Source organism: Limnospira sp. PMC 289.06, assembly GCF_032350395.1.
GTDB classification, from domain to species: domain Bacteria; phylum Cyanobacteriota; class Cyanobacteriia; order Cyanobacteriales; family Microcoleaceae; genus Limnospira; species Limnospira platensis.
Genome location: NZ_JARPLC010000094.1, coordinates 5,756 through 20,397, shown reverse-complemented (window position 1 = coordinate 20,397; position 14,642 = coordinate 5,756). Strand labels below are relative to the sequence as shown.

The following is a 14,642-nucleotide window of genomic DNA, read 5'->3' as shown; positions in this document are numbered from 1 at the left end:
TCACTCCACCCGATAATTGACCCTTGATGATTAATAATTGTAGGGTGGTGCGTCAGTGGTGCGTCAGAGCCATAAAATTTGCCGTTAACCCAGTAGGTTATCCCTCTGACGCACCCTACGTTAACTCGGACCCCACCGGGATATAAATAAACCCGCCCCACTCCACCCGATAATTGACCCTTGATGATTAATAATTGTAGGGTGGTGCGTCAGTGGTGCGTCAGAGCCATAAAATTTGCCGTTAACCCAGTAGGTTATCCCTCTGACGCACCCTACCAGTTACCCGTTTTTTGGGGCTAGGGGTCTAATTTTAAGTCTAATGTTAACTGCTCATGTACCACTTTATCCTTAATCTCCTTTACACCCAGCCGCAGGTTTACTAAAGCCTCACGCTCCGGGACTGTATCGGGAATTACCTTTAACCCCACCTCCCAAATTTTCATGAATAGGTCGTTGGTCACTAACCCCGTATTTTGCAGGAAACGGCGCACCTGTTGCAGGTTTTGTTCCTCTTGGTAAATAGCGATCGCCCCATGGAGTCCGTCCACTAAGTAACGCCCGGAAAATTCCTTTTCCTGAACCGAAAAAGCCCGTTTCTTCAGGCGCTGCTGGGGGGTCAAGAGTTTGCAAGTCCCACTAGCTGAGTCTAGGAGTTTGTGGGTTTTCACTAGGTCGGTGACGTTGAAACCACCGATCGCCAAAGCTAATTGGCGCGCGTCGTCGTAGGGGAACTCTCTCGCTCGGAATGCGTCCCAAGCCAACAGATACCACTGACTCAAAGCGTCAAATCCGGCCGTTTCTGAGCCCACCAGGCTGCGGAAGCGGTAATTGGCGATCGCCTTCCTGGCTTCCGCGAAAGCCTCCTCTGGGCGCACTTCCTCCCCGCTACTGTTCAGGATCGGATACTGGCGGGAAAACACATTCAACGCCGGACCGAAGGCGCTCAAATATAGGTCGATTCCCGTGATATCATTGGCTTCAAACTCCGGGGCTCGCTTTTCCACCAGGTTCACCACTTCCGGGCGCAGGTCTTCCCACCAAGCCTGTCCGGCGTTGGGGTCTCGCTGACGACACACCAGTAGGACGGTGCTGGAGACGCTGTTTTTCTTGGCTTGGTGCAGGTTTTGCGGGTTTTCGGTACTGACAGCCCAAGAAGCGGTTATCTCAAATCCAGCATCAATCAGAGATTTCGCTAAAACATCCCACGCGCCGGAGTCTTTATGGTTAAATTGCACTGTCATAATACCATCATCGCGCAAGACTCGGTGATATTCCCCGAAAGCTAATGCCATTTTTGCCTCATAGTCCTGGTTGGCTAGTTCGTCGGGACTTATTCCCATATTCCGAAACCGCGACGGGTTGGCGACGGCTTCCCGGTCTTTATCGGTCAATTCTACATAAAATAAGTCCGGGAATATATCCCCCAATGTTATTTTAAGCCAAATATAGAAAAAGTCGGAGAGTTCCGCATATTGAATCGTTCCATAATAGGGGGGGTCGGTGACAATAACATCCACTGATTTATCCCCTATATGCCACAGACTGTCAGCGGAGCATAAATCGATTTTAATCGTTTTCGGATCGTATTTTTCGATGCCCGGAATGCCTGTCGAATGCGGCGGAATTCCCAACATTTTGCAGAGCCCTTGATAATCTTTGATAACAGCATCAGCGCAAGAAATCCATAAATCCCCTTTTCCACTAATTTCTGGATAATTCCAAGTTAAATTTAATGCGTGTTGAGTTGATGCCCGTTCGACGGAACATCTAGCTGTGTGCCAAATTGATAATCGACAATTTCTATCAACGCACCTATCCATTACCATAGCTAAATAAGTGGCGATCGCCTCTAATTTCCCGCGATAATAATCCTCAATTTCTGCCACTGCTTCCCCATCATTTTCCACCGACTCAATTTTGGCAGCTTTTTCTAATTCGCATTCGGCTCGAATTTTCTCTTTGGCTTCGTTGATAATTTCTGCATAAGTGACCAGGGTTAAGAGTTGCCGGGGATTGAATAAACTATGCCATTTTTTCATGCCATATCGGAGCAATTCTTGGGTTTTTTCGCCATAGAAAACTTCTGGGGTAGGGACTAATTCACCTGTAATTAATTCGTTAATTTTATCAACATTAAAATCAATGGATTTTTGAAACGCATTTAAATCAATTTCTGCCGGCGTTCTAAACTCTAAACTACCCTTGCCTTTTTTATAAGCAACTGCATATAACTGATGACCCAAACCTTCCTTTTGTGCCTGAGATTTAATTATATCATCCTCAATCACATTCCCACAATTCGGACATTTTCCGACTCCCCGGCTGATGGTATTGTAATCATTCGGGTCAAAATCTCCGTCCTCTGTATGTATCGTCGAACCCTTCCCTTTGCGGCCTTTGATTAACTCAAAATCGACCCGTTTTTCTGCCGGTTTAGGAATCGGTTTTACCGCATACCAATCACTCGTCACCTTTCTAGTTTGTCCCTTTCCCGCATAATTACTGGTTTTACTCAGCCACCAATTCGGACTGAGAGGCACAGTAGAATTACAACTAGGGCATTGTACAGTATGCGCCCATAAATAATTTTGTACAGTCTCGCCTTCTGGGGAGGGGAAAAAAGCAGCCAGTCGAGTTTCCGCCTCATTTCCAACCCACTGCACCCACTTGTCAATATCCACCTGTAAATCAGGGCCAAACTTGAGGGGGTATTCCATAGCCGCCTTCATAGTCACCACAGCCACCGGGTTCAAATCCGACCCATACACCTCAAAACCGTATCGCGCCGCCTCAAACGGGATGCTACCGCCCCCTGCGAAAGCATCCAAAACCACAGGAGTCCGCTTTCCCCACACCTTCTCGCAGTAGTCATGCACCCGCCCAATGCACCTTGGACTCGGCGGCGTTTTGTAGAGTCTCACCGACGAGGTTATTTTCTCCTCCTTGTCCTCAAGCCAATTCGACTGCTGCAAATACCCCAATTCTTGCTCCGAATACACCCCCAAAAGATACTGGAATTCATCCATAGAAATATCCGCCGGTAGCACCGAAGCCAACACCGAAGCCCGCGAAAAAGACAGAGGTTTCCGGGAATACCAGCGATGTAGTCCCTTAAAAGGATTGCCGCCATTTTCAAAATATACCTGCTCGTTGAGGAGTTTTATCGGCATAATTTTTTCAATAAACAGGCGGGGGCGGTTGGTGTAAGTTTCCGACATAATTTCCCAGGAGGAAAGGTGAACAGGGCGCGTTTTCCCCAGCAAAAAAGCCGTCCTAACCAGAGGTGGGAGACGCGAAAGTTAATCGGCGGCAGCCCTAGAGAAAATCGCCCCACAATCCTAACATCCTAAAACAGATTCAGTCAACTATTCTCCCAACAAAATCCGCAAAGCCTTCAAAGCCGCCGGGTTTTTGCTGCTGTTGACTTTGGCAAACCAGTAGTGTGCTTCCTCATTGCTCATCTCTTTAATTCCAGCGGCAATATTGACGATTTTATCACTTTTCCGCAACGGTTGCAATGCCTGAAATAAAATTGCCAAAGTCACCCCGCTTTTCTCATCTAAAATATAGGGTTTTTTGCGGTGGTGGTTGAGGGTTTTCGGGTCGTAGTTGTTCTGCTTCAACAGTTGGTAAATACTCGGACGCGCCAAAATTAGGACATTCCCCTTCAGGCGACCCAAACGCTTCGCCGGGGGGCGCTTTTTTTCCCCCGCTTTTTTGTAGGCGCACTGGTAGATTTCCAAGCCGAAATTATTGTTATCAATGGGGACAACTCGCAGTTGAAATTCTTGCATTTTGGGCTGAGGTTAAAAACCACAAAAACTCTGGAGGTTTAATCATATTGGAAATCGGCGCTCAAATGCAATCGTCCCACCGGGTTCCGCTCTAGTTGGGATTTGATTTGGTCTAGCTCTAGGGGCAGTTTCCCCGTGGCTAGGCCCTCAAATCCTATGGCTGTTGGAAACGCAAATTTGAGGCTCAAATGCACGTCTCCCGCCACCTCTGGCTGACTCATCAACCCGTTGAGGGTAGTCAGAAAACCCTGGAACCCCCGCAGGTCGCCCTGATATTCCAGGCGGAGAAACTGTTGTCCGGTCTGGAGGGTGACGCTTTGCTCAATTTGCGGCCCGAAGCGACTCAACAGAGAGATAGCTGTGGCTAATTTCCGATAGTCGATAATTTGGTCTACCGATAGGGTGATCTGGGATATCCGGCGCACCTTCAGATCCCAACAGCGATCGCCCAATTCCTCAAATACCCGGTTCACCGTCCCCGAAAACTCACTGCTGGAGGGTTTCGCATCAAACAATGTCGCCGCTTCCGCCGCCCCGGTCGCAGTACCCCCAGGGGTAGTTAAGTAAACCACTGTCTCCTGAGTGGCAGTTTCCCCGTCCCCGTAGTCCGCCACCAGCCTAAAAGTCGTCGTTTCCGCCACCTCCGCCTCATACTCGTCCGAGGGGAAAAACTCTTTTAAAACAGGGGTGCCGTTTTCAAATAACTGAACTTTCACCGCCTCCCTAGCCCTCCAGCGCACCCGCACGGGCTTCACCACCTCCGTCGAAGGCATCAGTTGGGCATTAAGTTCGATTTCCTTGGGTTGGGGCGCTTCCAAAATACCCCGACGGTAAAGCACCTGGCGATCGCTCAATTCAATAGTATCTGGTCCCCTCAGCGGCGCGTCAGGTACTTTGATGTAGACTTTCTGGGCGATCGCCATATCCCAGCAACCCCCCAGCAACCCCGCGCGGATAGTCTCCCGGAGTTTCAGCTTTTCCGCCTCTATAGGCAAATTCAGCCCCAGATTTTTCGAGAACTCCTCCCACAGGCTTTTAGTAGTCCAGTGTTCCACTCCAGCCGGCCAAACCTTTTGCAGAATATAAGCCGGGGCGAAGGGTTTAGCATCCTCCTCCGCTTCCGCCCGGACCTTTTGGCAATCTCGCAGTGCCTTTAAAATCAAATCCTGCTGGTTGTTTTTGCCCTTCACCGTGCTAGAATCCTGGGGAGAGAGGGTATAGTGCATCAAGCCTTTCGGAGCCTTCACCTCATCCTTAGCTGGGTAGAACAGGTGGCGGTAGGTGTTAGTCAGGGCAACCCGCACAGCCAGGTCAGTTTCCCCTTCTTTCTGTTTCAGTTGCTGGCGCTGGCTCTCGGAAATGTCATCCAGACGGTGAGGAGTTTCCCTGATCGCCTTAATTGCCTTATACTCCTTCACCACCTCGATCGCCCGCTCCAGTTCATCCCGGTTCGCCACCAGAAACAACAGCCGATTACGGAAGGTGCGGAACTTCCCGGATACCCCTGTATTGTTGAAAATCGTTTCCACCAGGGACGGCGGCGGGTCTTGGGGGGAGGTGATCACAAAATCCCCAAAATCGATCACGCACAGGGCGATCGTCTCCGGTGTATCGTCCACGTCCGCCGCACAGTCCGGCGCTGATATCAGTTTAAACTTATTCCCCGCAAAAATGCTATCCCGTCGCGATCGCAGCTCTTCCTTAGCTTCCGAAAGCCCCACCTGTTGCTTCTCTTCTGTGATAATCTTATTGATAGATGGTTCTTCCTTGAACCGGGCGATCGATGTGATCGGATCAATGTCGAGATACCACGCCACCCTTCCCAACTCCTCCAAAACCTGCTCCACAAAGCCGATTTCTAAGCCAGGAGTCAACAGCGACAGGTTCAGCTCCGATCGCCTAATCCCTGAAGAAATCCCCTGGGTGAGGGAGTGCAAAAAAATCGTCCGTGCTACCCACGTCGAAAACGGCGGCTTTCCTGCCACCTGCCACTGTTCATCCTGTACCTGAGCATAGGCAGCCCGTCCGTCCTGGCTGTAGATGTCTGCCTGAATAGGAATCCGCATCAGAGGACGCTGTAGGCGCGAGGTCAGCTCGTCTTGTACCTTCTTATCCAGCCCTAGGGGGATATGGTGGCTATGGATTAGAGGTATCCAAATGGGGCTATCTTCCGGGGCTGCGTCGGCTTCCTGCCACAGGTGGCGGACTACACTACCAAACAGCCGCAACGCCCCCCTGGTTCGCTGGAAATCCGGGATAGAAGCGATTTTTTGGGTCAGCAGTTTGAACAGTTCCGGGTGGAAGGGGTAGCAAGAAGCGATCGCTTCCCCATACCTCGCCTCTGTGCAGCCCTGGGGTAGGTCAACACTAGCAGCCCGGTAAGCCTTCAGATATTCCGTCGCCGCCTTTTTTCCCGCCTCTTCCTGCACACTCTCGAACAGCCTCTGCTTGACGATATTGTAGATATCCACATCCGTCGAAGGACTCATCACCCGCTCCTGTCGCGCCGAAGCCCGTATCAGTTCCGTTAACTCCTGGGTTTGTTTTCCGAAGGTGTCTGAGGCTGAAGCCAGCGAGTACACGAAAATCAGGCGATCGCAAGCCGCCGCTAAGTCCATCAACGAAAACAAAAACGCTACCACCTGCTCGGCTAGGTCACTATTACCCACCTTTTTCGCCTTCGCCGCCTGCAAATGCCGCGCGATCTCGTCAATCATAATCACTGTGGGCTCCTCACCCACCAATCGCTCTAAAACCGACGTTCCTGGGCTGATTTGCTTCTCGTCAGACCCCTGCAGCAGTTGGTAGCCCCCAATACCCCCGATTTGATAAGCAATCTCCCCCCACAGGGTATAGGTCGTTATTCCAGTATCTTGATGAAATATGCCGTTTTCTGGGTCAAGGTCGCGCCCGTCAATGGCCGCCACCTGCACCCCCTTCTCAGGAATCAGGTTCAAGTCCCCGAATCGCTCTAAACCCTGAATCGGCCTCCCTCGGCTACAAATATGCCACAGGGCAATCTGGTCATGGGTTTTACCACCCCCAAAGCTGGTCTCCAGGCGGATAATCGGAGAACCAACATTAGCCCCCGTCAGCCTCCCGAAAACTTCCCGAATTAAAGTCCGTATCCCCTCGGTGGGAAAGGTGTTCGCAAAAAATACTTCCGCATCCTGGTACACTAGGGGGGCTTTTCCCTCCACCACTGGGCGGATTTTGGCGGCGAAAATGTCTTCGGTTAGTTCCCCTTTTTGGATTTCGCCTCTGGGAATGCAAGTTGTGAATACTGATGGCAACATTTAACTATTTCCCATGGCAAAATGGGAATCTATACTTTCTCGGACAGCCTACAGGCGATCGTCGCACTTTCTGCCCCCAAATACTGCCCTTTCATACCAAATCATAAAACAGTTCCCCTGGCAGTGCTAGTCTAGGAGTCCGGCGCGACCGTTTTCCTCACTCGCCTGATCGGAAGGTTGGCTATCAAAATAGTCGATCTTTGGTCGCTTTCTAACCCAAATTCTGAGTCATCTGTATCAATTTCCACATACCTAGATACCACCTCCAAAATCTCCCGCCGCATAGCTTCTACAACTTCGGGAGATAAATCAGCGCGATCGTGGGCGAGAACTAATTTTAACCGTTGTTTGACCGCATCACGACTGTTCGGCCTGTTGCGGTTCACAAATTTGTCGATAAATTCATTAATTTTCATTGCTGTTGCTACATTATCGAACAGTGGATCAAAACCTACACCTGGGCGATAAATACCTCGATGATCCAATACTCCGCACGTCCCTAGTAACCTCTTGAGAAAGCCCCCAGACCCCTACCGCCCCGGCGATGAGTTATTCAAAGGGTTACTACATAATCTTAGACGACAACAGCCTACGCAGTCGCGCAAAAAAACCAGGAGGCGCTGGGTCTAACTCCATAAACGGCACTTTTTCCCCCTCCAGACGACGGGCAATATTATTAAAGGCTGTCACCGCCGGAGAAATAGTTTCCGTTAATACCAACGGTTCACCCTTGTTAGTCGAAACAATTACCTGTTCATCATCAGGAACTACACCCACCAGCGGAATCGCTAGAATTTCCTCGACATCTTGAACCGACATCATATCATTAGCTTTTACCATCCCCGGTTTAATCCGGTTCACTAGCAGCCGTATCCGCTTGATACCATTCGCCTCCAATAAGCCAATCACGCGATCGCCATCTCGCACCGCTGATATTTCCGGTGTCGTTACCACAATAGCCTCACTGGCGGCGGCGATCGCATTTTGGAAACCTTGTTCAATACCCGCCGGACAGTCAATCAAAATATACTCGTATTTCGGAGTCAGTTGGCTGATTAACTCCTTCATTTGTTCCGGTGTGACGGCATCCTTCATCCGATTTTGAGCCGCTGGTAACAATACCAACTTAGGTTGGCGCTTGTCTTTCACCAAAGCCTGTTCCAGACGACACTCCCCTGATAGGACTTCCACCGCTGTATATACAATCCGGTTTTCCAGTCCCAGCAGCAAGTCTAAATTTCTCAAACCAAAGTCAGCATCAATCACCACAACTGAGTGTCCTCGTTGGGCGAGAGCCATGCCAAGATTGGCTGTAGAGGTAGTTTTTCCGACTCCTCCCTTTCCAGAGGTGACAACTATAATGCGACTCATGGGGGTTATTAATTAGTTAACAGTTAGTAATATTAACGATCGCTACATGGGCAACAAATGCGATCGGATAATAGCAGATTCGATCACCATATCCAACAGCAATAGTATTACACGCCCGCATCACTAGAGGCTTGACTGATTTGCCAGAGTTTCACTCGCCCCAATTCCGTAGCCCGGCTAATACGGATGCCTTTCGCCGTCATATAAGCTACTTCCGGGTAAAATTCCTCCGGCGGGTTTTCTGGACCACGCGCCACCCGATCCCCTATGCGGATCAGCATCGGTTCCATTTGCAATGCCATAATCATGCTTTGTAGGTTCCCCTTAGCCCCAGCATGGACGGTTCCCCGCAAACGGCCCCATATCATTATATCCCCATTCGCAACTATCGAACTACCTGGGTTCACATCTCCCACAACTACCACCGTCCCCGGATGACGTATTTCTACCCCCGATCGCAAAGTCATTTTTAAGTATAGGGGTTCCGCCTCTACTGTAGTCCTTTCCGTTTCCGTTTCCTTTTGGCTTAAATGGCTCCGATCCGATTCGCGATCAACTGAATATCCCGCCGTCGCCGCCGCCACCGCTGTTTGCGCCCTACTTGTTCTTACCCGCTTTAGCTCTAATTTCGCTCCCGTCAGGATATCTCTAATGTCCTGCAATTGACGACTGTCTAACAGCCGATTTTCGCTGACTAGATGCACTTCTAGCCCCTCTTCCCAGCTATGTTCCTCCCCGGTGATCCGATGTTTCAGTTGTTGCAACAAATCCCCCCAACTGTTGCTGGTAGAGTTCTCAGAGCGATCGCCTTCTTCTGGTGGTAAAATCAGCAGCACATTCTCCCCTTCCCGTTTAAACCGGATTTGGGAATTGCCATCACTCAGCGAAAATACTTTTGGGGTTTCTTCAGACATATTCAGCAAATTCTTAAACCGAGAACTTTTGACCCACAATCATCACCAACAACTCACTGTCCACTATCCCATCCCCAATGTCAATATGTTACCAATCGAGATTTCCCAAACATGGACTTTCATTATCAATTTTTTTCGGCGGATGTCTTGACTTTTAATCAGTCTCAGATATATTATTATATAATGGTAGTGTTTATAATTTTTTTTGGGATGCAAATATCTCTATTATGAAACTTGACACCTCGATAGTAGCATAAAATGCTCTCCCCTGTCAACCCTTTTCTAACAGGGGAGACGAGAATTTGAGTGATTTAATACTTGCGTTCCTGTGGTTCAAACATAGTAATAGCCACAGGACGATAAGCCAAATCAATGCCAGCCTGGGAATAGTAAGCAAGAGTATGCTTGAGGAAATTCTGGTCATCGCGGGTAGTATAATCCTCGCGACTGTGAGCCCCTCGACTCTCCTGGCGGTTGAGGGCAGAAGTCAAAATCATCTCACCCACAATCATAATATTCCGTAATTCCAAGGCTTCAATAACTTCTGTATTCCACAATTTCCCCCGGTCATCCAAATAGATATTTTGGTAACGTTCGCGGCATAGCTGAAGCTGATTTAAGCCCTCCTGCATCACATCTTCAGTGCGAAAAACTCCACAATGCAAAGTCATAGCGTCCTGAAATTCTTGCCGTAGTTGACCAATGCGACAGTCCCCCGACTTATCGAGTAATTCCTGTACCTGATTTTTAGCTTCTTTAATATAGTGCGCTTCGTTGACAGTGGGCAATTTACGGTTTTGTACAAATTGTGCGATCGCCGCCCCCGTGCGCTTGCCATAAACCACACACTCCAACAGAGAATTACTACCCAAACGGTTAGCCCCATGGACAGACACACAAGCCGCCTCACCTGCAGCAAATAACCCATCTACCAAACTATCAGCACTAGCGAGAACCCGACCATCAGTATTAGTGGGAATACCCCCCATAGAATAGTGAACCGTAGGACGCACAGGCATAGGTTCAACCACCGCATCAACCCCCACCAAACGATGGGCTTCTTCCCAACAGAAAGGAATGCGGCTCATAATTTTTTCCCGCCCCATGTGTCGCAAATCCAGATACACAAACGGGCCCCCCGCAGTGCCATCACGATGAATACCCCGTCCGGCACGAATTTCTAAAGTAATTGCCCTAGAAGTAATATCACGGGGGGCTAACTCCATTTTACCGGGGGCGTAATTTTTCATAAAGCGATCGCCCTCACTATTAATCAAATAAGCCCCTTCACCGCGTACCGCCTCAGAAATCAACACACCCACCGGATAAAGGCCTGTCGGGTGAAACTGGACAAACTCCATATCCTGTAACGGTATCCCCGCCAAAGCCGACATAGCCAAGCCATCCCCCGTAGAGGCAAAATCATTAGAAGTAGTGTTAAAAGCCCGACCATAGCCACCCGTAGCGAACATCACCGCCTTAGCCCTAGCCACTTGGATAGTACCATCAAGGATATGATACATCACCACCCCTTTCGCTTCCCCCTCTTCCAGAATCAGGCGCATTACATACCACTCATCATAGATATGCACACCGTAGCGACGCAGGTTATTAACTAACTCGTGGAGGATAGCGTGTCCAGTTTTATCAGCCGCGTAGCAAGTGCGGCGGTGGGTATGACCACCAAAAGCCCGTTGGGCGATACGACCGTCCGGGAGGCGCGAAAACAAAACCCCCATGTGTTCCAGGTCAATAATTACATCTGGGGCCTCTTTCGCCAGAATTTCCACAGCGTCTTGGTCTGCTAGGTAGTCGGACCCTTTCACCGTATCAAAGGCGTGGGCTTCCCAGGTATCTTCAGGGTCAACATTATTGAGAGTCGCCGCGATACCTCCTTGGGCTGCTACGGAGTGGGACCTAATGGGGTGCGTTTTAGCTATAACAGCAATATTTAGGCTGGGGTCAGTCCGGGCTATCTCAACGGCGGCGCGACTTCCGGCTAAACCACCACCAACAATAATTACATCATGTTCTAGCATAGTTCTCTAGTTTGTTCGATATTTGCACATACTCCATAGTTAAACAAAAAAAAACCTCCCTGCCAAAAGGCAAGGAAGTCTTTAGGGTTGACTGACTGCTATGGTGTCCTAACTGGTCGCTTGCGCTGGCTGTTCAGATGCCTTAATTTCCTGATCTGTTCCTGTTTCTGACTTGATGTCTGTGGGTATAAATTCGATATGATTTAACAACGTGGTAACGAAAGCAAACAGCAGAAAGGGCAGCGATAGCACTACAATCAGTCCTAGCATGGTCAGGGCGAAAATTTGCTGAGAACTACTCCACAAGGCTAGGGAGGAGGCTAGGGCGATGAAAATGACGATCAGCCAAATCATGATTTGACCGTAAATATCGCCATAGGTCAGGGTACAGTTGAGCCGGTATTTCTTTAACTTTTCCATCTCAGTTAATCTCATGACTTCTAAAATTCTAGGCTAAGGCTAAGATGAGGTTTTGGAACATTTCTCAATATTTTCACAAAACTTGTAATTAAACTTTACATTACCCCGGCTGGCTTCTGCTTGGGGTCGGTTCGGCAGCCCCGGTCAATCTTCACCTATGGAAAAACCCCGCCGATACGGTTTTATTTCGGCTTCGCGAACTTGAAAATTAATGCGATCGCTCATATTTTCACTGGTGGCTACTTTCAGGGTAAAATCTCCGATTTCGGGCTGCCAAAATATTGACTTGCTCGTAGTTGTGGCTATCTTCTTATCATTGATAAACCATTGGATTTGTTGATTTTCAACTCCCGCCACTTTCAACTCTAGGGGGGAATCATGACCCGAAGTCACTAGGAAATAATCATTATTTTGAGGCAATACAATTCTGAGTTTTCCCGAACTTAAATGAGGCGCTTCCTGTTGCGAGAGCCACTCATTATATTCTGCGGGTAACTCCCCAGCCACAGACGGGTTATCATAATTCTTGATATCCTCTGGATAGAAATATTCTAACACAATTCCTGACCCACAATCATCGGTGGGTTTCCATCCTGTATGACTACAAATCGGCAATTCAACTAATCCCTCTGGCGGCGTAAAATTATCCGGTTTTTTGTCTTTATGAAGATACATCATAATCTGATTCCATAACGGCGCAGCCCCCATGACACCGGAAATATTTTGCATGGGCTGAGAGTCGAAATTTCCCACCCAATTTGCGACGGTGTAATCAGTAGTAAATCCCACCGTCCAAGTATCTCGATAATCCGAAGAAGTTCCCGTTTTTACTGCTACCGAAAACGGTAAATTCAACACTGAATTAACCCCAAAAGCTGAAGCCCTAGCATGGGAGTCCGCCAGCATATTTACAATTAATTCCCAACTGGTGGCTGTATCCATTTGCATACATTCCTGTTGACATGGGGGGGGAATTTCTGGGGAAATTGTAGTCACCAATGGCGTGAACTTTCCCCGGTTCGCAAAAGTTAAATAAGCCTGGGCTAATTCCCAAAGACTCACCTCCCCACTACCCAAACTTAACCCGAGTCCATAATGTTCTGCTTCTCGGTCAAGGTGGCTAAAACCTAATTGATGCAACCGTGATAAAAACTCACCTACACCGACTTTTTCTAAAACTCGCACAGCCGGAATATTTAAGGAATTACCTAAGGCAATTCTGACCCGCACTGGTCCTAAAAAGGTTTCGCTATAATCAACGGGTGTATACAGTTTAGCACCCGGAATAGCATAATAGGTGGGAACGTCTGGGAGTATGGTATTCGGTCGGATAATTCCTTGGGCGATCGCTAATTGATATAAAAATGGCTTCAGGGTTGAACCCGGCTGTCGCCAGGCTTGAACTCCATCATTTGAGCCTAAATTTTCCCAATTAAAATAATCAGGAGAACCTACATATGCTAAAACTTCCCCCGTGTGATTATTAATTACTATAGCCGCCCCATGATTAACATTTTGACCCCCTAAAGAAGTGACTACATGACGGACTTGGGTTTCTACAAATTGCTGGAGAGTCCTGTCTAAAGTTGTCCGAATTTTGGGGCTGGTAATTTCTGCATTGGACAGTTGACTAGCTACCCAAAATAAAAAATGAGGCGCGGCGATAATACCCTGTTCACGAGGGGCAATTTTCAGGGTTTCTCGATAGGCGCGATCGCTTTTTTCTGGGGTGATATACCCATCTTCTACCATGCGATCTAAAACATATTTTTGCCGCTGTTTCAGCCCCTCCCAATTAAAATAAGGATTTAGATCCGTTGGGTCGTTGGGAAGTCCGGCTAATACACTGGCTTGCGATAAACTTAGGTCAGAAGCACCTATACCAAAATAAGTCCGCGCCGCCGCTTCCACACCATACAAGTTACCACCCATAGGAATACGGTTAATATAAGCTGCTAGAATTTCGTCTCGGTTCATTCCCGCAAATAGTCGCCAAGATAACCAAATTTCACTGACTTTGTGCGGGAGTGTATGGGGTGAGGGTTCTAACATTCGCGCTAGTTGCATGGTAATAGTGGACGCGCCACTAACTATCTCTCTGGCTTGTATGGCTTCCATGACCGCCCTCACTAGCGCTATTATATCTACAGCACCATGTTGATAATATCGCTTATCTTCTGCTGCAATAATAGCTTGGATAAAATACGGGGAAATTTCGGTTAAAGGGACTACAGCCGTATGACTTTGGTCTTGGCTGAGAATTGTTCCTAATGCTAAACCTTGGCGATCGCTAAATTCCATCGATACCGAATTTTGACGGATATCTTGCGCCCGAATTGGCATGAAATAAGGAATGCTTCTAATTACTACCACTAGCAGCAACATCACTGCTACAACTTTCACCCACCTACTACGCTTCAAACTACCCAAAAATCGCCATTTTAACATTCACTTACCCCCGTTTTCCCTCTCTTCAGAACCTATATTTATCCATATTTATCAATGCGATCGCATTTTATTCCCCATATAGCTGGGGCGGGTTTTTAAAAACAGTCCTGGGGAATTGATAATTAACTGGGGAACCCGCCCCTACAATTCCTAATGTGGCTGGGGCGGGTTTTTGAAAACAGTCCTGGGGAATTGATAATTAACTGGGGAACCCGCCCCTACAATTCCTAATGTGGCTGGGGCGGGTTTTTGAAAACAGTCCTGGGGAATTGATAATTAACTGGGGAACCCGCCCCTACCATTAATTATCCATATTTATCAATGCGATCGCATTTTATTCCCCATATAGCTGGGGCGGGT

9 protein-coding genes are annotated in these 14,642 nt (G+C 48.4%); all 9 read right to left on the bottom strand.

The window, feature by feature from the left end; translation table 11 throughout:
* Positions 1-296: 296 nt before the first annotated feature.
* Positions 297-3,218 carry a DUF1156 domain-containing protein gene (locus P5674_RS17370; protein WP_315670132.1) on the bottom strand — a complete coding sequence of 974 codons (2,922 nt, stop codon included), beginning with the start codon at positions 3,216-3,218 and terminating at the stop codon, positions 297-299.
* Positions 3,219-3,365: 147 nt separating this feature from the next.
* Entirely contained in the window at positions 3,366-3,794 is a 429-nt protein-coding gene (locus P5674_RS17365; protein ID WP_006617998.1) for a DUF7680 family protein, read from the bottom strand.
* 38 nt (positions 3,795-3,832) lie between these two features.
* Complete coding sequence (locus P5674_RS17360) at positions 3,833-7,090, bottom strand: DUF499 domain-containing protein (RefSeq protein ID WP_315670131.1); 3,258 nt, start codon at positions 7,088-7,090, stop codon at positions 3,833-3,835.
* Positions 7,091-7,221: 131 nt separating this feature from the next.
* Complete coding sequence (gene minE, locus P5674_RS17355) at positions 7,222-7,506, bottom strand: cell division topological specificity factor MinE (RefSeq protein WP_014275693.1); 285 nt, start codon at positions 7,504-7,506, stop codon at positions 7,222-7,224.
* Positions 7,507-7,654: 148 nt separating this feature from the next.
* Positions 7,655-8,461, bottom strand: a complete 807-nt coding sequence (minD, locus tag P5674_RS17350) for a septum site-determining protein MinD (RefSeq protein WP_006617995.1) — start codon at positions 8,459-8,461, stop codon at positions 7,655-7,657.
* Between the two features lie 107 nt (positions 8,462-8,568).
* Positions 8,569-9,375 carry a septum site-determining protein MinC gene (gene minC / locus P5674_RS17345; protein ID WP_006617994.1) on the bottom strand — a complete coding sequence of 269 codons (807 nt, stop codon included), beginning with the start codon at positions 9,373-9,375 and terminating at the stop codon, positions 8,569-8,571.
* A gap of 311 nt (positions 9,376-9,686) precedes the next feature.
* Positions 9,687-11,414, bottom strand: a complete 1,728-nt coding sequence (locus P5674_RS17340) for a succinate dehydrogenase/fumarate reductase flavoprotein subunit (RefSeq protein ID WP_006617993.1) — start codon at positions 11,412-11,414, stop codon at positions 9,687-9,689.
* 108 nt (positions 11,415-11,522) lie between these two features.
* Entirely contained in the window at positions 11,523-11,834 is a 312-nt protein-coding gene (locus P5674_RS17335) for a hypothetical protein (RefSeq protein WP_014275695.1), read from the bottom strand.
* Positions 11,835-11,978: 144 nt separating this feature from the next.
* Positions 11,979-14,282: a penicillin-binding protein 1C gene (gene pbpC, locus P5674_RS17330; protein ID WP_014275696.1), complete on the bottom strand. Its 2,304-nt coding sequence runs from the start codon at positions 14,280-14,282 to the stop codon at positions 11,979-11,981.
* Between the last annotated feature and the right edge of the window lie 360 nt (positions 14,283-14,642).

What these genes read in the sequence shown, in the direction of transcription:
- pbpC (WP_014275696.1), bottom strand. Translation starts at nt 14,282, where the DNA reads ATGTTAAAATGGCGATTTTTGGGTAGTTTGAAGCGTAGTAGGTGGGTG.
- P5674_RS17365 (WP_006617998.1), bottom strand. Translation starts at nt 3,794, where the DNA reads ATGCAAGAATTTCAACTGCGAGTTGTCCCCATTGATAACAATAATTTC.
- P5674_RS17340 (WP_006617993.1), bottom strand. Translation starts at nt 11,414, where the DNA reads ATGCTAGAACATGATGTAATTATTGTTGGTGGTGGTTTAGCCGGAAGT.
- minC (WP_006617994.1), bottom strand. Translation starts at nt 9,375, where the DNA reads ATGTCTGAAGAAACCCCAAAAGTATTTTCGCTGAGTGATGGCAATTCC.
- P5674_RS17360 (WP_315670131.1), bottom strand. Translation starts at nt 7,090, where the DNA reads ATGTTGCCATCAGTATTCACAACTTGCATTCCCAGAGGCGAAATCCAA.
- P5674_RS17370 (WP_315670132.1), bottom strand. Translation starts at nt 3,218, where the DNA reads ATGTCGGAAACTTACACCAACCGCCCCCGCCTGTTTATTGAAAAAATT.
- minD (WP_006617995.1), bottom strand. Translation starts at nt 8,461, where the DNA reads ATGAGTCGCATTATAGTTGTCACCTCTGGAAAGGGAGGAGTCGGAAAA.
- P5674_RS17335 (WP_014275695.1), bottom strand. Translation starts at nt 11,834, where the DNA reads ATGGAAAAGTTAAAGAAATACCGGCTCAACTGTACCCTGACCTATGGC.
- minE (WP_014275693.1), bottom strand. Translation starts at nt 7,506, where the DNA reads ATGAAAATTAATGAATTTATCGACAAATTTGTGAACCGCAACAGGCCG.